This window comes from Vibrio thalassae (assembly GCF_900089835.1).
In the GTDB taxonomy this organism is placed as follows: Bacteria; Pseudomonadota; Gammaproteobacteria; order Enterobacterales; family Vibrionaceae; genus Vibrio; species Vibrio thalassae.
In genome coordinates this window covers 33144-52757 of sequence record NZ_OANU01000030.1, presented here as the reverse complement: position 1 = coordinate 52757, position 19614 = coordinate 33144, and the positions used below count along the sequence as shown (strand labels likewise).

Below are 19614 nucleotides of genomic sequence, written 5' to 3'. Positions count from 1 at the left end.
ACACCATATGACCCTCAACACCAAGAATACTTGGCTAAGAGAAAGTCAAAAAGGCAAGCTCGCAACTCTTGGAAGGAGCCTATTCTCGCTGCTTTATAAGTTGCTGGGTATCAAACGATGCCTTCGTGAAGGCTTGAGCCTAGTGCAGTGAAAGTTGCACGCTGGGTTCTTAGGGGGACGGCACTTGGTAACAAGTGTCGTCTACCCGACTTAGTGTGTGCATCACTGGACTGCTTTATGGACGTTATATTATTAGTTGGCTTGATTGGACTTAATGGCTTGTTTGCCATGTCAGAAATCGCATTGGTCGCTGCAAAGAGTGGTCGACTGCGAAAAATGGCAGAACGACAGAAATCGGCACAACTCGCCTTACAACTCAAAAACAACCCCACGTTATTCCTTTCTACTATTCAAATTGGCATCACTGCAATCGGTATTCTCAGCGGTATTTTTGGTGAAGCTATTTTATCGGCTCCTCTCTCTTCATGGCTTAGTGAACAAGGCGTGGATGTTGAGATAGCGAGCGCATTGGCAACCGCCTCAGTGGTCATCACCATCACTTATTTTGCTATTGTGATCGGAGAATTGGTCCCTAAGCGATTAGCTCAAAATAATGCTGAGAAAATCGCCATGGTAGTCGCTTACCCAATACACTGGCTGTCACTCGTTACTAGCCCCTTTGTTAAGCTGCTATCGGTGTCGACCGATGCAATGCTGCGCTTACTCGGTCAGAAAGAAGGACACCATGACTGTGTGACTGAAGAAGATATTATCGCCTTGGTTAGAGAGGGATCGGAATCGGGCGCGATTGAGCAACAAGAGCTGATGATGATCCGTAACTTGTTGCATCTTAACGATAGAGCCGTTACGTCATTGATGACGCCTCGTAGCGATATTCATCATCTTGATATTGATAAGCCCGTTGAACAAGCGTTAAGGGAGTTAAGGCAAACCAAGCACTCGGTATGGCCCGTATGCCGAGGTGGGCTGGACAATATTATAGGCACCATCTCTTCTAAAAATTTGCTTGATGAATATGAGGTGCTTTCAACGGGTCGGTTGGCGAAGATGCTTCGTAAACCAAGGTTTGTACCTGAATCAATGAAAGGGTTGGCCCTACTGAATCACATGCAACAAACGAGCTCTGAAATGGCCTTCTTAGTGGATGAGTACGGTGATGTTCAAGGGTTAGTAACACACCATGATTTACTTAAATCAATTGCGGGGCAACTTGGTATGGCTCCTCAACAGGTTTGGGCTAAGTCACTGAGCGATGGTAGTTGGATAATTGATGGTTTGATTCCGACCAACGAATTGAAACACAAATTAGATATTCAGGAGTTGGAGGGAGAACTTGATGAGGGCTTCCAAACGTTAAATGGTTTCATCTCTTGGCGTGTAGGAAGTGTGCCAACATCCGGAACCCATATACGTTATCAACAATGGGATTTTGAAGTACTTAAGGTGAAAAATAATCGAATTATGCAAGTTAGAGCGAGAAGAACGGAGGACGCTCACGATTAGCCGATTTTTCACATAGGCCGAAAAGCGGTGTATGGTGAATAAAAGCCCACTTGGCACCTTAATCAAGGCCAGCCAAGCGGGCTTTTTGCTGTCGAGTTACAGTGTTTGATTCAATTCAAAGTAACGACCTTGTTGGCGAAGAAGGTCCTGATGGTGGCCATACTCTAGGACTTCACCGTCCTCAAGCAAACAAATGGCATCAAAACGTTCTAGGTGCACTAAACGGTGAGTAATGAAGATCACTGTTTTTCCCTTAAAGTGCTGTTCGAACAATTGCATGATTTGCTGTTCCGTCTTTTTGTCTAACCCTTCTGTAGGTTCATCGAGTAATAAAATCGGTGCATTGTGCAATAGCGCTCGTGCGATACCAATACGGCGTTTTTCACCACCAGAAAGTTGACGGCCGCCATCCCCTAACCAAGCGTCTAAACCAATATCGTCGGTCAAATGTGCAAGGTCTACTTTGTCGAGCGCTTCAATAAGCTCTGCATCAGAAGCAGAAGGTTTTGCCATCGACAAGTTATCGCGTAACGTACCATTCAAGATATCGACTTTTTGGCTCACAATACTGGTTGCTTCACGAAGTTGACCTTCGCTCCAGTCTTGAATTTGAGCACCGGCGAGGGCAACCTTGCCTTGGTCGACGTCCCAATATCGTGAAATGAGCTGCAGCAACGTTGATTTGCCCGATCCAGTTTGACCTACAATCGCTAAACGATGTCCAGCCGCCACAGAGAGCGTTACATCGCGAAGTGCTTTTTCATTGGCATCGGGATAGCTAAAGCAAACGTGCTCAAGCTCGATAGAGTACTCGTTCGAATGCGCAAAAGGCTCACTAGGGAAGGTGACTTCAGGCGTCGCTAGAATCACTTCATTGAGTCTTTTTGCCGAGGTTAGCGTTTGCCCTAGATATTGGAACGCACCAGCAATCGGCATAAGCAACTCAAAACTTGCCATGGTCGCAAAGGCCATTAGTGCGATTAATGGATCAGGCTGGTTTCCGCCAACACCATCTGCCGCAAGCCAAAGCATCAGTATTAATAGCCAGCCGTTCGCAAGAATCAGTAGACCCTGAGCCATTCCTGAGATTTTTGCGTTAACCAGTTGGTTGGCAATGAGTTTGTCTTGTGCTGTGACAATAGCCTTACGGTAACGAGATTCGGCACCAAACAGGGTCAGTTCACTATACCCTTGTAACCAATCTAAAGTACGAATGCGCAATTCCGCTTTGTTGAGAGTCAGTGCCTCACCATTCTTACTTCCCAAACGATAGAAAACGACGGGCCAGATGATAAGCAGCAACATTAAAATTGCGCCAAGTGTGAGGCCAAGGGTCATGTCGAACCAACAAAGAATGGCGGTCAGACATAGGATGCCAAATACGCCAACGATAATAGGGCTAACAAGACGCAAATAGACGTGGTCCATTGCATCAACGTCTGCCACAAGACGGTTGAGCATATCCGCATCACGAATGTTGACGGCTTTACCGGGAATAAGCGGCGCTAACTTGGTAAAGAAGAAGATTCGAAGATCGGTGAGTAATTTGAAGGTCGCATTGTGGCTGACTACGCGCTCACCCCAGCGTCCGGCGGTACGCGCCATCGCAGCGCCACGCACGCCAGCGCCTGGCAACATATAGTTAAAGGTTTCGCGAGCAATGGTTAAACCGGCAACCGCAGCAGCAGAAATAAACCAGCCTGACAGGGTAAGTAGGCCAATGGAGGCAAACAGCGTCGCGAAGGCGAGTAGCATGCCCAAAGATAGACCAAACCAATGCTTTTTATACAGTTTTAAGTAAGGGAGTAAATCACGCATCTAAATTCCCCTTATCTTGAGCAACGGACGACTGATGTGCAGATAGCATGCTATTAAATAAGCCATCTGAGTTTGACAGTGAATCATAACTGCCTTGCTGTTCTAAACGGCCTTGATTCATCACTAAAATGGTATCAACATTCTTTAATTGAGAGAGCTGGTGGGTGACTATCAAAGTCGTTTTACCCGCGGTACTGGTGTGGATACCTTGATTCACAAGACGCTCACTTTTTGCATCGAGACTTGCAGTAGGCTCATCTAGCAACCAGAAATTTCCGTTTTGAACCATTGCTCTTGCTAGCGCGATACGCTGAGCTTGACCGACGGAAAGACCACCAGAACGGTCAGTTACTTGATAATCTAAACCGTGTTTTTCGACAAACTCGGCGGAGTACGACGCCAGAAGAGCATTGTTTACTTGCTCTTGGTTCACATCAGTATTGCCTAGGGTGATATTGTCGAGAATGCTTCCGTGAAGGAGCAGTGGATTTTGACCAACCCAACTGATGTTTTTACGCCAGTCAGCTTGATCAAGCTCTTTAAGTTCAATACCCGCAACTTTTAAAGAGCCTTGATACGGCATAAATCCTAAAATGGTGTTGACAAAACTGGTTTTGCCAGCTCCGCTTGGACCCACTAGTGCCGCCGTTTCGTTGGCGTTGATTTTGAAGCTGATGGGACCGACAAGACGAGTCCCCTCAGGACTGAATACTTCTAAATCCTTTGCTTCGATAGAGATACTGTGAGGGTGGGAGATGGTTTGATTACCTTGTGGCAATTCGGACACTTCGGTATCTAAAAACTCGACGATACTCTCAGCAGCGCCAACGGCCTGTGCTTTGGCATGATAGAACGTACCCAAGTCGCGCAATGGCTGATAAAACTCGGGTGCTAGAATCAAAATGAATAAACCCGCGAATAACGTCACACCGACGCCATAATGCCCAAAGTTAAGCTCACCAATATAGCTGAAACCAAAATAGACAGCAGTGATGGCAATAGAGATCGATGTGAAGAACTCCAAAACCGCAGATGATAGGAAGGCCAGTCTTAACACATCCATCGTACGTTTACGAAATACTTCGGACGCACCGCGTAAGACTTCGGTCTCTGTCTCTGTGCGATTAAACAAACGAATGGTTGTCATCGATTGCAATCGGTCATAAAAGTGACCAGAAAGGCGCTGAAGAGCTTTAAAGTTTTTACGGTTAGCGTCGGCTGCCTTCATCCCAACGAATGCCATAAACAAGGGAACGAGTGGTGCTGTCACAAGGAAAATTAAACCTGCAGCCCAGTTAATAGGGAATACAACAATAAGGATGATGATAGGAACAGCTACAGCGAGGGACATTTGAGGTAAGTATTTAGCGAAGAAATCCTGCATCTCTTCCACCTGTTCAAGCGCAAGTGTTGCCCACGTACCAGCAGGTTTACCTTTTATATAAGCAGGTCCAAGTTCTCGCAATTTATCAAGAATGAGCTGCCTGATGTAACAACGGATCTGTTCGCCACATTTAAAGCCAGCGATTTCGCGTCCCCAAGCACACCCAGCACGACCTGCCACCGCGACCAGTAGACCTAGGAAGTGAGGAACGAGTTCATATTTGTCGACATGCTCAATAATGAGTTGGTGTAATATTGTGGCGATAAGCGCAGCTTGCGCTAATAAAAACAGGCTTGAAAGAACGCCAAGGCCAATCGCAATGGCTAGCCAGCGTTTAGCGAGCTTGCTCTGCGTTTTGAGCCAATTATTCAAGCTCCGCTGTTTTTTCTTATCCATGTAGAAGGCTTAATGAGTATTATTATTAGAAGTAGCAGTGATTATACAAAAAGAAACCCACAGGGCATACCTATGGGTTTCTTGTTTTCAAAAATAATGAGACAAAATGTTAAATTTAAGATTGCGCGTCAAGGAAACGTTCGGCATCTAAAGCGGCCATACATCCAGTACCTGCTGAGGTAATCGCTTGACGGTAGTTATGGTCCATTACGTCTCCCGCGGCGTATATGCCAGGAATACTGGTTTGCGTGGCGTTGCCATCAAGGCCAGATTTCACAACGATATAGCCATTATTCATTTCAAGCTGGCCCGCAAATAGGTCGGTATTCGGTTGGTGACCGATAGCAATAAACGCACCCATCACATCAATTTGCTCAACTAACTCTGATTGCGTGTCTTTAATTCGAACACCAGTCACGCCCATATCATCGCCAACAACTTCTTCTAAGGTGCGATCAGTATGAAGGATGATATTGCCAGACTCTACTTTGTCCATTAAACGCTTAACGAGAATTTTTTCGGCGCGGAATGAGTCACGACGGTGGATTAGGTGCACCTCTGAAGCGATGTTTGATAGGTAAAGTGCTTCTTCAACCGCGGTATTGCCGCCACCAACAACGGCGACTTTTTGATTGCGATAGAAGAACCCATCACAGGTGGCACAAGCTGAAACACCACGTCCCTTAAAAGCTTCTTCAGATTCTAGACCTAGGTATTTGGCAGAGGCACCGGTCGAAATGATAACGGCATCTGCCGTATAACACTGAGAATCACCAAATAGTTTAAACGGGCGAGTGCTGAAATCGACTTTATTGATGTGATCGAAGATCATTTCAGTTTCAAACTTCTCAGCATGCTCTTTCATGCGATCCATTAGTGCAGGACCAGTTAAGCCCTCGGCGTCGCCCGGCCAGTTTTCTACCTCTGTAGTCGTGGTAAGCTGTCCACCTTGTTGCATCCCTGTAACAAGAACCGGTTCAAGGTTGGCACGTGCGGCATAAACAGCCGCGGTATAACCCGCAGGGCCAGAGCCTAAGATGAGCAATTTACAGTGTTTTGTGTCAGCCATTTTGTCGTCTCACTTCAGTCATTCTTATTGCACCTTCCGTCGGCGCATCTTAATTACCTAATATATTGGGGTTGCGGTGAATTAATCAATACTAGATTTGTGATAACTGATGTCATTTTGAGCAGTTAGTTGTTAATTGAACGTTTCAAATACACCTTAATTCGTTATAGATCGTCGTTAGTGATAAACACCATATTTTCTAAAATTAACAGTGACTGGCACTTTGAAAGGTGAACTTAATAAGGGCAGGGTATTTTGGGTCATGTAATCTATAAGCCATTGTTACTTAGAGACAATTAAATCACAGTAGTCAACAATGCTAGGATTTGCAGAGGTTTAATTTGTTATAAAGTGTTTAATATGGCATTTTAAATTAATTATGGATTTTTGTTTCATAATGCTTGATTTGATGGATTAAAAGGCTGTAAAAAGTTGATCTTGCAGAATTGTTGATATTTAATGGTTTGTAAATAAAATGTGAAACACATTGTTTTGGCATAATATTGAAAGGAGTTAATGATGCTGCATAGTGCTGAAAGTACATTACATCTTACTAGTCTGAGCGGTCGAGCGACGGAGCAGTTGGCACCATCGTTTTCAATGCTACCTAATACTGAACATGCTGATGGCAAATATCGCTTACGTCGTTATTCGGTGGTGCGTTTTGAGGATGGTCAGATTACAGACAAAGGTGATAATTGCTTTGTGCAATCTGAGCATTTTAACCACTTCCAAGGCGATGTAATCAGACAGTTTGAACCGGTCTTAGAATCGACGATGCAAAGCTCGGCGATGTTGGAGTTGGTGACTCTATTTGTAAATACCAATGCGTTACCCAATGGACAGGAAATCGAAATCCATCAAATGAGGATCGCAGCGGTCTTCGATGAAACTGAAGTGGCGCCTGAAGGTGTTCACCAGGATGGCTTTGACCATATCGCGTTGGTCGGTATCGGTAGAGAAAATATCGTCGGTGGTGAAATTATGCTCTACAACGATAATAGGGAAGCCCCATTTTTCAGAAAAGTGTTGGAGAATGGAGAAGTGGCTATCCTTGATGACTCTAAACTTTGGCATAATGCTCAGCCAATCCGCTGTATCGATAACCGAAACGCAGGCTACATGGATCTGTTTGTGTTGACCGCTAAGGATACGCGCAATGCACTTCACTCCTAGTTCAGCACGAGAGCACTTTTCTGCTCTGAATCAATCGTATAACGATCAATCAGTGTTATTTCTTGATGGCCCTGGAGGGTCTCAAGTACCGGGTTCTGTGCTTAAAGCCATGACGGATTATCTTGGTCGTTATAATTCCAATTTAGGTGGTCACTACTTTTCTAGTAAACAAACCGTAGAACTCGTTGCCCGAGCGCGTCATCATGGGAAAGCCTTACTTAATGCAGAACAAGCAGACAACATCGTGTTTGGTGCTAACATGACTTCGTTAACCTTCCAGTTGAGTAGGGCGATAGCAAGAGATTGGCAGCGCAATGATGAAATCATTGTCACGGCGCTTGACCATTACTCGAACGTATCGAGCTGGCAGCAAGCTGCTGAAGACAGAGGGGCGGTGGTCAAACAGGTTAAGGTTGATGAAAGTGACTGCACTTTGGATATAGATCATTTAGAGAGCCTGATTTGTGACAAAACCCGACTGATCGCGGTGACTTATGCATCAAATATCACTGGGTCTATTACAGACATTAAGCGCGTTGTAGAGTTAGCCCAAAAAGTGGGGGCGCTAGTTTATGTGGACGCGGTTCATTACGCGCCCCATGCACTGATTGATGTGCAAGATCTAAAGTGTGATTTTTTGGTCTGCTCGGCCTATAAGTTCTTTGGTCCTCATCTCGGTTTAGCGTATATCTCTCCAATGTGGTTGCAGTCATTGAAACCCTATAAAGTCCAGCCTGCAACAGATGTTGGGCCTGGGCGTTTTGAAACAGGCACACAAAACTTCGAAGCAATGGCCGGTTTTGTTGAGGCAGTCCGTTACCTAGCCCATTGGGGAAAAGGACAAAGCTTGCGACAACAGTTGGAATCTGCCTTTATGGACATGAGTCATCATGAAGAGCAAATTAGTCGTTATTTTCTAGAACGGCTTTCACGATGTGAGTCGCTGAGCCTTTATGGTATTGCTGACCCCTCTCATAAAAGGCGTACTCCAACCTTTGCGCTTCGTTCAAGCAAGCATTCACCAGAGATGATGGCGAAATTCCTTGGCGAACAAAATATCTGTGTATGGAATGGCCATTTTTATGCCCTAGGCTTGGTAAAGCAACTCGGACTCGAAGATAAGGGGGGCGTTTTACGGGTTGGTTTTATGCATTACAACACACTGGAAGAAGTCGACCGGTTTTTCGATGCGATAGAGCACATTTTATAAGAGAGAAGCCCGCTTTTGCGGGCTTCTGTTTGAGCGTTACTTTAGGCCGAAACCTCAACCTCATAAGACGTGAACTTACGAATGTTGATAACACCAGTATCAAAGATTAAGTATTGGCCTTTGATACCCTGTAACGTTCCAGTGACCACAGGCTCTTTATCAAAGTTATGCGACTTAATCTTGGTTGGGTAAACCTCGACAGGGTAGTGGATTGGTGTGATAACTTCACTTAGCACTTCTACCGCATCATCTCCATACTGAGCTTTTATCTCAGCAATCTTGTCAGCGACAAGCGGCAAGAGCTCTTGTGCCTTCTCCACTAATTCCATTGGGTCACCGTCTTGTTTTAGTAAGGTTCTCCAATTTGTTTTATCGGCAATATGCTTGGCAAGTTCAACTTCAATCAGGCCCGATATTTGGCGTGTTTTAACTTTTAAAATCGGTAAACCTTGTGTTGCCCCTTGGTCTATCCAACGCGTTGGAATTTGCGTATGACGGGTAATACCCACTTTCAGGCTTGAGGTATTGGACAGGTAGACGAAATGGTCAACCATACAATTGGCTTCGCCCCACTCCGGCTCACGGCATGTGCCTTGGTCGTAGTGACAGGTCTCAGGTTTCATAATGCACATATCGCAGCTAGCGAGCTTTTTCATGCAAACAAAACAGTGACCTTGTGAATAGCTCTTCTTCGTCTTTTTCCCACACGCGCTACAGAAAATGTTGCCAGTGTGAGTGAGCGTGAGTGTTTTTCCAATATAAGAAGTGATTTCTACCTCTTGCTCACCGACGGGTAAACGGTACTTTACTTGTGAATCTAAAGAGGCACGCATTTTTGAAAGCGTGCCTGAGGCTAATAGTGACATGACATTACTCTTTTCGTTATTTGCGCACAGTGTAGCAAAACTTGGCAAAGGAGTGGCGAGTAATTGAGTTAAACGGTTAGTAAATCATTTAAACGTATAGTGTCAAAGGGTTACTACTGAATGGAGACCGTTAACGAACGTTGTCCTCAGAAGTTGCGGCAGACCCTGGTTCTTCAGTTGTGCTCACCGACACAATGGGCTCTTTAGGTCCCAAAAACTTCGGTTGCGTGTTCATAATATACAGATCCAAAAACGCTTTAGTTCGCGCGAAGACCTCTCTTAATCTCACGGAAAACCCAGATTTAGAGGTTGGCCCTGATACCGCTAAACAGGTCGCATTAATATCGTACGAATGTGCGATAAACAAAGCACGCTCACAATGAAATTTCTGAGTGATGATTAAGAAGTCATCAGTATCAAAGATCTTCTTGGCGCGCACAATTGAGTCTAGAGTTCTAAATCCTGCATAGTCTAAATGAATGGCTGGCTCTGGGATTTCTGCTCTCAATAAGTCTCGTTTCATCGTCCATGGTTCATTGTATGAACGATGAGCATTATCACCACTGAGTAAGAAGTGGGACACTTTGCCTTCGTTATAAAGGTCGATCGCCGCTTCGATACGATGGGAGTAATATTCGTTAAGCGTTCTCCCCAAATATTTACTTGTTCCTAGAACAACCGCGACCTGGACGTTGTCGATGTCATCTATCGAGGTCAAGATGCGATCCTCGGCTTGCCAACTCACCCAACGGTCGATGGCAGTCACGAAAATGACGAATAAGACGACGGTATAACAAGCAATACGAAGCGCTCTCTTGAGAAAAGAAAGCACAGTGCTGGATGACAACGTTTCCTTGTTAAATCTAAAGGTCACTAAATCTGACGATTCCTTTGAGCCCAAATACCTATACTCACAAAGCTTAGAACCACGATGGCGAACATCAAGCCCGGTTCTGTATTAACTAAGATGTTCTTTAACAATGGGGTGGCTTTAATAATGATTAACCCATAGCCAAATGCATTGAGTAGTATAAAGCAGACCGTTCGAATTACGAAATTTGTATCGCGTAGTGCGTTTCTCATCAGGCGGTTGATATCCGCACCTAATACGACAAGAGAACAAGCGATTAGTGCCGTAGACACTTCAAAAAGATACGGCGCAATGAAGCGTCCTCCCGGAGCGAAAATATCGAGCATGTTATAGTCCCTATTGCAGTATGGCGTGACAAATGAGCTGACTATTAAACAAAAAAAAGGCCCTTGTAAACAAGAGCCTAAGTGTGATTTCGCTTCAGGTTAGAACGCTGAACGTTTGTATTTGCGATAAACAGGTTGCCAGAAGTTATCGTCGATATCTTGGCGCAGGGTTTTGTCTGAACGTTCTTTCGCCATACCTTGTTCAATCGCTTTTTTCGCAACGGCGTAGGCAATGCGTTTTGACACTAAATGAATTTCTTCAAGTGGCGGTAACAGTTGACCTGAACCTTTCTGGGCCAGTGGAGAACACTCCGCCAGCGCACGACTCGATTCCATCAGCATTTCATCTGTTACGCGTGATGCTTGCGCAGCAAGGACACCTAAACCGATACCAGGGAAGATGTAGCTGTTGTTACATTGCGCAATAGGGTAGGTTGTGCCCTCAACCACAACCGGATCAAATGGGCTGCCTGTTGCAACCAGGGCTTGACCACTTGTCCAACGCAAGATGTCGTTTGGTGTTGCTTCAACACGGCTAGTTGGGTTCGATAGTGGGAAAACGATTGGACGTTCGCAGTGTTGATGCATCTCTTGGATGATCTCTTTGCTAAATAAACCAGGTGCACCTGACACGCCGATAAGAACAGTAGGTTTACCATTGCGAATAACGTCATGCAGTGAGAAACCAGAATTCTCAGAAGTCCACTCTTTGGTTTGCTCGTGCTTTTGAACCAGACGTTGTTGAAAGTCGAGCAGATTAGGCATGCCTTCTTGTAGAAGACCCCATCGATCCACCATGAATACTTGCGAGCGCGCTTGTGCGTCGCTAATGCCTTCCGATACCATTTGTGCAATGATCGCTTCCGCAATACCGCAACCTGCGGAACCCGCACCTAAGAACGTGACGCGCTGTTCTGAAAGTTTGTTACCGGCTGCTTTACACGCCGCAAGTAGCGAACCTACAGTGACGGCTGCCGTACCTTGAATGTCATCGTTGAAACAACAGATACGATCTTTATAACGCTCTAGAAGAGGCATTGCGTTTTTCTGTGCAAAGTCTTCAAATTGTACGAGTGCGTCTGGCCAGCGACGTTGAACGGCTTGCATAAAGTCCTCGACAAAAGCACGGTACTCATCACCAGTGATACGCGGGTGACGCCAGCCCATGTACATTGGGTCAGCAAGACGTTGTGGGTTATTGGTACCAACATCAAGGACAATAGGCAGCGTATAAGCTGGGCTGATACCGCCACATGCTGTATACAATGCCAGTTTACCGATAGGAATACCCATACCACCAATCCCTTGGTCGCCAAGTCCTAGAATACGTTCACCATCGGTAACTACGATGACTTTGACGTTGTGGTTACGCGCGTTATTTAAAAGGTCGTCGATACGATCTCGGTTTGGATAAGAAATGAACAGACCACGACCACGGCGATAGATGTTAGAGAAGTTCTCACACGCCGCACCAACCGTAGGGGTATAGATGATCGGCATCATCTCAGAAATATGATTTTGAACTAAGCGGTAAAATAGAGTTTCATTAGTATCTTGGATATTGCGCAGATAAATATGTTTATCCATATCATTTTCAAAACTCGTGTACTGCTTGTAGGCGCGGTCTACCTGCTCTTGGATAGTTTCTGTCGTTTCAGGTAGCAGGCCTTCAAGGTTAAAGGACATTCTTTCTTCAGCAGTAAATGCACTGCCTTTGTTCAAAAGTGGGGTACTAAGAAGTGCAGGGCCCGCGTACGGGATATAGAGCGGTCTTTTATTGTTGTTCATTAGTTTACCTGTCTAGAAACAGTCATTTGGGATTGGGAACAATTTTCGGAATAATTTAACACAATTACACACTCTAGGCGATGACCAAATGTTAACTATTTGTATTCTATCCTTACCGAAAAGCAAAGTGAGTCGAATGTTAGTCTGCCTATCGGTATACTCGTTACTATCTCCTTCGATTAACTGACTAACATGATCGCCTTACCTATTGATTCTATTGAACAAGATTTCAAACAAGCCCTTGAACATACCCATCTTATCGTTGAAGCTGAAACCGGCTCAGGAAAGTCGACGCGCTTACCTCTCTGGGCGATGGAGCAAGGTCGGGTATTGGTGGTAGAGCCGAGGAGAATTGCTTGTACATCATTAGCCAATTTTGTTGCGCACCAGCTTGATGAGCAGGTTGGAAAAAGCATTGGCTACGCCATAAAACTTGAGAACTGTTATACCGAAGAATCAAACCTTGTGTTTGTCACGCCCGGCGTGGCGTTGAGATGGTATGCAGAGGATCGTTTGCAACGTTTCGATGTCGTGGTAGTGGATGAATTTCATGAACGAAGATGGGATACCGATTTACTCGTTGCAATGTTAAAGCGAAATCAAACCCATAAAACGGTGATTACCTCAGCGACTATTGAAGGTCAAAAACTGGCTAGTTATTTCCGGGCAGAGCGTTTGGTTGCTAAAGGAAGAATGTTTGATGTGGCGATTCAACACCATCGAAACGACAGTCGACAATTGCCAGATGCAAGGCACTTAGACACCCGGATAAAAAGCGCACTGGAACCATTACTCGATGACCTTGCCGCAGATGTCTTGATATTTCTACCGGGGCGTAAGGAAATCCAGCAGCTCATGTCGACGTTAAAGCCGTTGGCGGAGGAGTATGATCTCATTTTAGCGCCGCTACATGCTTCTGTGACCGAACAGCAACGGGCGGTTGCCATGTCGGTGCAAGATAAACGCAAAATAGTGATAGCGACAAACGTTGCAGAAACCTCGCTGACGATTCCGAATGTTGCTGTTGTTGTCGATTCGGGTCTGGAGAGAAGAAATGTGCAGCGCAACGGTCAAACCACCTTGATGTTGTCTCATATTTCTAAGGCGAGCGCAGCTCAGCGCGCAGGGCGGGTAATGGCAGGAACATGCATCCGTCTTTATGGTGAACATGCTGCACTTGACCCAGTCACTCCACCCGAACTGCAACGTGAATCCATCGTTGAACCTATGTTAGCGGCCGCCACCTGTGGGTTAGAACTTAAGACGCTTGAATTTATTGATGTAATACCTGAGAAATCAATGGATGCAGCTAGGGAACAGCTACAGCAGCTTGGTGCCATCGATGATAAAGGGATTACTGAACATGGTAAAAAGCTCTATCCGCTACCCATTGATACGGTTTATGCGGATTTAGTCACTAAGATGCCCTCACGTGCGCTAAAAGAAGCCATGATTGATCTTACCGCTGCGTTATGCGCCACTGGCAAGCTGTTTCAAATGACCAGCAATGAAGAGTTACTCGATAAATTGGATCTTGAGGAGCCGTTGGGCTGCGATGCGACCATGCTGATTGGCCTCGTAAGAGGTAAACAATATTCTGGTATTACTGTTGACCATGACTGTTTGCGCGAAGCGAAAGGGTTGTCCGAACAGATGCGCAGTGTATTTGAATTGCCGAGTTTGGAGGTGGCTTCTCGCTATCAACGCGATGAACTGATAAAGCAAATTATCCAAGCGAACAACGCCTTGTTGTATGTGAGACGGGAACGTCGACGTGAGGCTTTTAGCAACGGCTTTGTTGAAGTGCTGCTTGGGAGACAACATAGAATCAAACCAAAAACAGAAGCGGGGCTGGTATTAGCGACCCATAGCTTACCGGGACGAGGCATTAAACAGACAATGACATTGGCAACATTAATGTTGCCAGTGGACATCACGCAGCTTAAAGAACTCAATATCGGGGAATGGGTGAGTGGAGAAACGGTTGACACCGACGAAGGTCTGCAGCACTGCGAATATCTGATGTATGCCGGTCGCAAACTTGCTGAGCGAATAGTAGCCCCTGAGGGCGATGTTGCTTTGCAAGCCATTGCTAAGTCGATCATCGATGGATCGCTCTTCCCTGCTTTAGCAGATCAGCTTACCGAGCGTATGTTGCATTGGAAGTTGTATGTCGAACTTGGTTTAGCTAACCAAACGGAGCCACTTGAGGACACGTCGCTAGAGTCTTGGCTCATCGAACAGCTGTCATTACTTGGTGTCGCTTGCTTTGATGATCTTGAGCTTATTGATGAGCAAGATTTTGTATTCAACGGTGTTCCGGAGTGGGAATATTCAGATTTTGCAGCTAAGTACCCTTTGGTCGTCCATTTAAGTAGTATGCGTCTAAACGTTGAGTATTTTGGTCGAGGTAAGCTCATACACGTCCATTTTCATTCTGGATCTCGAAAAGATGACCCTAAACGCAAAGAGCTGCCGGCTTGGTCTGGATGGAAAGTAAAGTATAAGAAGGCGAGTCGTGTGCTGGATCTTCGTTGAATCCGTCATGTGTGATTCAATGCAACACCGTTAACAAGATCCCCCAAAGCTCTTGCTTCACTAATTCTGGAAGTCGACTTCTTAGTGTAAGTCGGTTGCCAAGCATATATTGTTTTTGTTCTCGGTATCCGAGCTCAATTTCCCAGCGGTACCCATAAAGACCAACTATGTCTGATTTTGGGTAAAGCATTGGGTCGGTCATTGAGGTAAGAACATCATATGACTTGCCATTCTTGACCCTCGTGATTAGACGGACAACAACTTCCCGCTCTAGCGTTGGCCATTTCTTGCGAGCTTGCGGATTACTCTTCAGTTTTATGAGTTTATCTTGTCGACCAAGGGTCTGGACGACTTCATAATTTAATCCCTTTTTCATTGGGATGAGCCAATGTCGATTTACGCCTTTAGCACTCCATTCTTGAAGTAACCCAAGAGAGTAAAAACCTTTATCGAAAAGGGTTAGACTGTTGTCGGGAGTCGTTTCTATGAGTTGCTCGGCCAGCGTCATTTCATTCACGGTATAACAGTCGAAAGCGCTGCCTGTGATTAGATGGCTGCTTAGTTCCATCTGACACACCATACGTAGCTGAGGGTACTGTGTTTCTTTACCATCACGATTGGTAGGCTTTGCAAAAGCCTCGGCGTTATCATTAGTATCCTCTGTTCGCCACAAAACCCCATCAACACTAAGCAGTGTGAGTCTGTTCCAATTGGGTAACTTTGCATGCTCAAACCAATGCCTTTGTGTACATTTAAAAAGAGCTTTAGCCGCTGATTCACCGAGATTTTTTCTACGCTGTGTTAATGCACTCGGTGCAACGAACGGTTTACCTGAACGGTCGACAATATCGAGCATATTGACGATATCAGCCATAGATTTGTCGTTATAAATAGCCATTCCGGCCAGCAGCCATGCCATCGATTCCAATGTCAGTTTTCGCTTTCTAAGAGTGACAGTATCTGTCAGCTCATAGGCATCTTTGATTAGCTCCATTGGCAGGAGGTCTGCGAGAGTTTCGACTTGATTTGGTTTGTAGTTATTTATGATATCGAGGGCTTGAGAAACGTGCATAAAAAATCCGATAAACAGGGTCTATCGGATTTTCACACACTGGTGGGATCATGCAATTGATCTGCCGATTAATGCTTAACTGATCGGCATTAGAGCATAACGCTCCCTTTTTTTTAATGGGTGACGTAACAGGAGCGCTAGTCTACGATTAGGTCGTAATGGGCGCGAAGAATATCAATAATTTCTTGTTTTGGATTACTACTTAATTCAATAGTACGTCCGGTGATCTTCTCGGCAATTCCAATATAGGTGTTGGATACGTCCATAAGTGCAGAAAGAGGAAGTTCGTTGTCAGCAGCGAGTGCCTCACGTTCTGGCATACGCTCTTTATTCAAAAGGATATCAGGGTCAGGGAAGTGGTTTAGCAAGAACTGGCGGAAGCCTTCTTTTGAGTTCTCAACAATCTTGCCTTCTTGATACGCTTTAGTATCCCAAATACGTGAAGAATCTGGCGTACCGACCTCGTCCATATAGATGAGCTTTTCTTGGCCTTTTGAATCGGTGACGTAGCCGAATTCAAACTTGGTATCCACAAACGTTTGGTCGATGGCTTCTAGAGCGTCACTGATAACAGAGAATCCATCTTTAAGAAGTTTTTCATAGCCGTCGATGTCTGCTGCGTTTGAGAAATTAAATGCTGCGAAGTTGTCACTAATATTGTCACGAGTGATGTTGACATCGTCCGCCTCGGGGACGCCAGGGATACCACGTAGGATACCTTTTGTTGAAGGGGTAATCAGCATCTCATCCAGTTTGGAATCTTTCTTTAAGCCTTCAGGTAAAGTGATACCGCAAAACTCACGCTCGCCTTTCTCATAAGCTCGCCACATAGAACCAGTAATATATTGGCGACAAATAGCTTCAATCATTACTGGTTTTGCTTTTTGAACGATCCAAACAAATGGGTGAGGGATGTCCAGAATATGACTATCCGCTAAACAATTATCTTTAAACAGTTGGAACCAGTGGTTAGAAATCGCATTAAGCGCTGCGCCTTTGCCCGGAACCCCTCTTAAGTTACCTTCACCTCGCCAAATACAATCGAAAGCAGAAATTCGATCACTGATGACCATAATGGCTAACGGTGCATCTTCCGCAACATCATAGCCTTTTTCCTTGATTAGGCGGCGGCTATCTTCTTCGGTCAACCAATAAACCGAACGAACCTTGCCGCTATGAACAGGCTTATCAGTGCGGATTGGTAGATCATCGTTTACAGCTAGAACTTGATCAGCGAGACTCATGGAGACATTCCTATCTAATGTTGTGTCGTACAAAGTGCGACGATTATGGGAGAGTGGTAATACTCATTACTGCACGCATCATACCAGAACTATTTTATGCTGCCAGAAAAATAGCAAACGTTTGCGCAATTTTTACCGGCGTTGCTTACAGACAGGGTAAAAAAACGGTAAGCACTATGGAACAAGTACTTACCGTCACTAAAAAGGGGATTACATGATTTACTTAGCGAGTGGTCGTATTGGGGTTAATGTAAATAACTGTCTTTGCCAAGAAAGATGACTTCGCATTGATAAGCCGCGGCTAATTGCTGAAGTTGATTTTGCTCTGATGTTGAGAATTCGCCATTGGCAATAACTGCACAGGCATTGCCTGAACGAATCGCTTTCTTGACGACTTGATATTGAGACAAGTGTAACGACGCTTTCATCTGAACCATGTGGTTACCCAGTTTATGAAAGTGCATGACCTGTCCTACTGATGGGCGAGGGCATTCTGCCGTCAACAAAATCCACTGTGGTTTAGAAGCCAACTGAGAGACTTTTTCAAGTACATCATCCTGAATTCGACGAAGCTGTTGTGACGTTCCTTGTTCATCAATAGCTCGGTATTGGTTTGGAAGATTGTATTGTGAGTGAATTGTATTATTGAGCAACATAACCCTGTTCCTTTATACATGCTGTATGTCTATACAGTAGTTTTTGAGGGTAAAAAGATCAAGCACTTTTTGCATAAAAAAAACGACGAAAAAATATAAGCATATGATTTGTATAAGTTAAATTATTGATATGGGAAATGAGTTTGTCTCATACTTTTCGTCTTTTTTAACGGTAGAGGAAAACTACTGTATAAGAATACTGTATAGGGTCATGCTTCTTGATTGGTGTTGATCGTCTGAAGGTGATGAGAAGGGGGGGATACAAAAACGCCTCTCAATGAGAGGCGCGGTTCCTTTAGGATTGAGCTGACGATCGGTTTCTATATTCGATTTCTGCTTGATTGAACTGCTTAACGTCCATAATGGCGAAACTCAGACACTTTTCACATGAGTGATGACATACTCCGTCTATATACTCATGTTTGGTCACAAAACTTGGCGTTTGGCACCAATCACAAAAACCTTCGATAGTGAATGTATGCATTTTTACTCCCCACCCTTATTTGTTCGGGTGTTATTATCGGGACGTATTATTACATAAAATTGCATGCAATGTTAAATAAATGTTTCTTAAATTGTTTCAAATATTTTTCAGTATCACCATTTTCTGAGAAATTAGGATATCAATGGATTTTTTGTGTGGCTTTGAGGTGTTCTATGATGGATTTGAAAGCGAGATTTAATTGCCTCATCTCTTCATCACTACCTTGGGCATCCGGGTGATAAACGCGACACAATTGCTTATAACGTGCCTTCACTTGTTTCGGTGTTAAGTTGTTAATTTGCCCTGCAGTAAAGCCAAATCGGAGGTAGGCGTCGTTAAGCACCGTAGGTGTTGGTTTTGATGTTGTTGAGGCCGCTTTCTTCTGAAAACTCGCTGCGCTCTTAAGTTGTATTTTGAACTTAGTGATCTGGTCTTGTTGTTGAGCCAGCCTGATTTTCATCTCTTTCATCGAGGAATCCGCTAGTCGATTCGCGCTGCTAAACCTCTTGAACAAGAACAAGGCAGTCAAGATACTGCACAACAGCAAAGCAAGATAGATGCCGTGTAATGACCAATTAGTCGCTGTTCTAACGGGTAGTGAGCTAGGTGTTTTTGCCGGTGTTGGTGCGCTTGTTACTGACTGCTCTTGCTGTTTTAGTGCTTCGATCTGCTTTAGTTGGTGAGCATCAAACTGTTTTTTCAAAGCCAGCGCGTATTCGGCGTCAAACTCGGCAGATTGCGTTCTTGCGAGGTCATACCAAAGCACTGCTTGATCTTCGTTGGCAATGTCGATTTTAAAATCACGATAAAGACGTGCGATTTTTCCATAGGTTGAGGGATCACCTTCCACTGCGAGCTTGGTATAAAGTAAGACGGCTTTTGCGTGATTGGATTTTATGCCGCGGCCATACTCTAGAGCTTGTGCATAATTATAGGTCGCTGCGCGATGTCCGTTCTCACTTGCTTGTTGATACCAATAGGCGGCAAGGCTGAGGTCTCTGCGCACGCCTTCGCCAGTCTCAAAGGCCAATCCTAGACGATACTGAGCTTCTGCGTTATTTAGCTGTGCTTGCTGTTCAAGTTGTGCAATTGAGGCGAGGGAAGAAAATGAGAGTAATAGAGCGATAAAAACAAACAGTAACTTGGAGCATGCCGTTGCCAAGTTGATCTTCATAAATATCGCTCTCCTAGT

The 19614-nt window shown here is 44.8% G+C and carries 15 protein-coding genes and 1 pseudogene; 4 read left to right on the top strand and 12 right to left on the bottom strand.

Annotation, left to right across the window (positions count from 1 at the left end; translation table 11 throughout):
- The first annotated feature begins 237 nt into the window (after positions 1-237).
- The gene (locus VTH8203_RS11470; RefSeq protein ID WP_096993806.1) at positions 238-1524 is read left to right on the top strand and encodes a hemolysin family protein; all 1287 of its coding nucleotides are present in this window, start codon (positions 238-240) and stop codon (positions 1522-1524) included.
- A 96-nt stretch (positions 1525-1620) separates the two neighbouring features.
- On the opposite strand, the gene cydC is transcribed toward VTH8203_RS11470, so the two are convergent.
- The 3 genes from cydC to trxB form a co-directional block, all read right to left on the bottom strand.
- Positions 1621-3342, bottom strand: coding sequence for a heme ABC transporter ATP-binding protein/permease CydC (cydC, locus tag VTH8203_RS11465; protein ID WP_096993805.1), 1722 nt, complete (start codon positions 3340-3342; stop codon positions 1621-1623).
- Positions 3335-5122, bottom strand: a complete 1788-nt coding sequence (cydD, locus tag VTH8203_RS11460) for a heme ABC transporter permease/ATP-binding protein CydD (protein WP_096993804.1) — start codon at positions 5120-5122, stop codon at positions 3335-3337. The genes cydC and cydD overlap by 8 nt, the downstream gene beginning before the upstream one ends.
- A 115-nt stretch (positions 5123-5237) precedes the next feature.
- Positions 5238-6191 carry a thioredoxin-disulfide reductase gene (gene trxB, locus VTH8203_RS11455; protein ID WP_096993803.1) on the bottom strand — a complete coding sequence of 318 codons (954 nt, stop codon included), beginning with the start codon at positions 6189-6191 and terminating at the stop codon, positions 5238-5240.
- Positions 6192-6707: 516 nt separating this feature from the next.
- Between trxB and VTH8203_RS11450 the strand changes: the two genes are divergently transcribed.
- A complete protein-coding gene (locus VTH8203_RS11450; protein WP_208617741.1) occupies positions 6708-7367 on the top strand; it encodes a 2OG-Fe dioxygenase family protein in 660 nt (219 codons plus the stop codon).
- Entirely contained in the window at positions 7351-8577 is a 1227-nt protein-coding gene (locus tag VTH8203_RS11445) for a cysteine desulfurase-like protein (protein ID WP_096993801.1), read from the top strand. Before VTH8203_RS11450 ends, VTH8203_RS11445 begins: the two co-directional genes overlap by 17 nt.
- A gap of 41 nt (positions 8578-8618) precedes the next feature.
- Here the strand turns inward: VTH8203_RS11445 and VTH8203_RS11440 are convergent, their stop codons facing one another.
- The 4 genes from VTH8203_RS11440 to VTH8203_RS11425 form a co-directional block, all read right to left on the bottom strand.
- Positions 8619-9443 (bottom strand): DUF2797 domain-containing protein, encoded by an 825-nt coding sequence (locus VTH8203_RS11440; protein WP_096993800.1) that lies wholly within the window; start codon positions 9441-9443, stop codon positions 8619-8621.
- Positions 9444-9573: 130 nt separating this feature from the next.
- Positions 9574-10245 (bottom strand): SanA/YdcF family protein, encoded by a 672-nt coding sequence (locus VTH8203_RS11435; protein ID WP_244181200.1) that lies wholly within the window; start codon positions 10243-10245, stop codon positions 9574-9576.
- Positions 10246-10316: 71 nt separating this feature from the next.
- A complete protein-coding gene (locus VTH8203_RS11430) occupies positions 10317-10640 on the bottom strand; it encodes a DUF3392 domain-containing protein (protein WP_096993798.1) in 324 nt (107 codons plus the stop codon).
- A 99-nt stretch (positions 10641-10739) separates the two neighbouring features.
- Positions 10740-12428, bottom strand: coding sequence for an NAD-dependent malic enzyme (locus VTH8203_RS11425; protein WP_096993797.1), 1689 nt, complete (start codon positions 12426-12428; stop codon positions 10740-10742).
- A 192-nt stretch (positions 12429-12620) separates the two neighbouring features.
- Here VTH8203_RS11425 and VTH8203_RS11420 point away from each other — a divergent pair, with 192 nt between their 5' ends.
- Positions 12621-14966, top strand: a complete 2346-nt coding sequence (locus VTH8203_RS11420; protein ID WP_096993796.1) for a DEAD/DEAH box helicase — start codon at positions 12621-12623, stop codon at positions 14964-14966.
- A 28-nt stretch (positions 14967-14994) separates the two neighbouring features.
- Here the strand turns inward: VTH8203_RS11420 and VTH8203_RS11415 are convergent.
- The 5 genes and pseudogenes from VTH8203_RS11415 to VTH8203_RS11390 all read right to left on the bottom strand — a co-directional run.
- Positions 14995-16038, bottom strand: a pseudogene (locus VTH8203_RS11415) (IS4 family transposase); the annotation flags it as partial.
- A gap of 137 nt (positions 16039-16175) precedes the next feature.
- On the bottom strand, positions 16176-17282 hold the full coding sequence (locus tag VTH8203_RS11410) for a phosphoribosylaminoimidazolesuccinocarboxamide synthase (RefSeq protein WP_096993795.1): 1107 nt from the start codon (positions 17280-17282) through the stop codon (positions 16176-16178).
- 245 nt (positions 17283-17527) lie between these two features.
- Positions 17528-17938 carry a hypothetical protein gene (locus tag VTH8203_RS11400; RefSeq protein WP_096993793.1) on the bottom strand — a complete coding sequence of 137 codons (411 nt, stop codon included), beginning with the start codon at positions 17936-17938 and terminating at the stop codon, positions 17528-17530.
- 295 nt (positions 17939-18233) lie between these two features.
- Positions 18234-18422: a hypothetical protein gene (locus VTH8203_RS25035; RefSeq protein ID WP_096993792.1), complete on the bottom strand. Its 189-nt coding sequence runs from the start codon at positions 18420-18422 to the stop codon at positions 18234-18236.
- A gap of 139 nt (positions 18423-18561) precedes the next feature.
- Positions 18562-19596, bottom strand: a complete 1035-nt coding sequence (locus tag VTH8203_RS11390) for a J domain-containing protein (RefSeq protein WP_096993791.1) — start codon at positions 19594-19596, stop codon at positions 18562-18564.
- Positions 19597-19614 lie beyond the last annotated feature (18 nt).

What these genes read in the sequence shown, in the direction of transcription:
- VTH8203_RS11420 (WP_096993796.1), top strand. Translation starts at nt 12,621, where the DNA reads ATGATCGCCTTACCTATTGATTCTATTGAACAAGATTTCAAACAAGCC.
- VTH8203_RS11430 (WP_096993798.1), bottom strand. Translation starts at nt 10,640, where the DNA reads ATGCTCGATATTTTCGCTCCGGGAGGACGCTTCATTGCGCCGTATCTT.
- VTH8203_RS11410 (WP_096993795.1), bottom strand. Translation starts at nt 17,282, where the DNA reads ATGAGTCTCGCTGATCAAGTTCTAGCTGTAAACGATGATCTACCAATC.
- VTH8203_RS11390 (WP_096993791.1), bottom strand. Translation starts at nt 19,596, where the DNA reads ATGAAGATCAACTTGGCAACGGCATGCTCCAAGTTACTGTTTGTTTTT.
- VTH8203_RS11450 (WP_208617741.1), top strand. Translation starts at nt 6,708, where the DNA reads ATGATGCTGCATAGTGCTGAAAGTACATTACATCTTACTAGTCTGAGC.
- trxB (WP_096993803.1), bottom strand. Translation starts at nt 6,191, where the DNA reads ATGGCTGACACAAAACACTGTAAATTGCTCATCTTAGGCTCTGGCCCT.
- VTH8203_RS11440 (WP_096993800.1), bottom strand. Translation starts at nt 9,443, where the DNA reads ATGTCACTATTAGCCTCAGGCACGCTTTCAAAAATGCGTGCCTCTTTA.
- VTH8203_RS11400 (WP_096993793.1), bottom strand. Translation starts at nt 17,938, where the DNA reads ATGTTGCTCAATAATACAATTCACTCACAATACAATCTTCCAAACCAA.
- cydD (WP_096993804.1), bottom strand. Translation starts at nt 5,122, where the DNA reads ATGGATAAGAAAAAACAGCGGAGCTTGAATAATTGGCTCAAAACGCAG.
- VTH8203_RS11425 (WP_096993797.1), bottom strand. Translation starts at nt 12,428, where the DNA reads ATGAACAACAATAAAAGACCGCTCTATATCCCGTACGCGGGCCCTGCA.
- VTH8203_RS11470 (WP_096993806.1), top strand. Translation starts at nt 238, where the DNA reads ATGGACGTTATATTATTAGTTGGCTTGATTGGACTTAATGGCTTGTTT.
- cydC (WP_096993805.1), bottom strand. Translation starts at nt 3,342, where the DNA reads ATGCGTGATTTACTCCCTTACTTAAAACTGTATAAAAAGCATTGGTTT.
- VTH8203_RS11445 (WP_096993801.1), top strand. Translation starts at nt 7,351, where the DNA reads ATGCACTTCACTCCTAGTTCAGCACGAGAGCACTTTTCTGCTCTGAAT.
- VTH8203_RS25035 (WP_096993792.1), bottom strand. Translation starts at nt 18,422, where the DNA reads ATGCATACATTCACTATCGAAGGTTTTTGTGATTGGTGCCAAACGCCA.